Source organism: Pseudomonas sp. 30_B, from assembly GCF_017491605.1.
Taxonomy (GTDB): domain Bacteria; phylum Pseudomonadota; class Gammaproteobacteria; order Pseudomonadales; family Pseudomonadaceae; genus Pseudomonas.
Window position 1 is genome coordinate 1 of record NZ_JAFGYY010000326.1, and the last position, 453, is coordinate 453.

The window sequence follows — 453 nt, forward strand, 5'->3', positions numbered from 1 at the left end:
GAACCGCGGCGATGGCCGAAGAGAAAACCGAAGAGCCCACCGAGAAGAAGCTGAAGAAGGTGCGCGAGAAGGGCCAGGTCGCCAAGAGCAAGGACATCGCCGACGCGATGACGCTCGCGGCCGCGATCGGCGTGCTCACGGCGTGCGAATCGATGCTCACGGGCGGCCTCTCGCGCGCGGTTCGCACCGCGCTCGTCTTCGTGCGCGGCGAGCGCACCCCGCAGGCGACGCTCGCCGCGCTGCACGATCTCGCCGCGAGCGCCGCGCTGACGATGCTGCCGTTCGTCGCCGCCGCGATCGTCGCGGGCATCGTGTCGCAGGCGCCGCAGGCGGGCTTCCTGATCACGCTCGAGCCCGTGATGCCGAAGTTCGACGCGATCAATCCGATGGCGGGCATCAAGCGGATCTTCTCGCTGAAGTCGCTGCTCGAGCTCGTGAAGATGATCGTCAAGG

General features: G+C 68.0%; 1 protein-coding gene. It reads left to right on the forward strand.

The window, feature by feature from the left end; genetic code table 11:
- Positions 1–453, forward strand: a 453-nt coding sequence (locus J5M67_RS28520) for an EscU/YscU/HrcU family type III secretion system export apparatus switch protein (RefSeq protein WP_207888687.1), incomplete at both ends; no start/stop codon positions are given.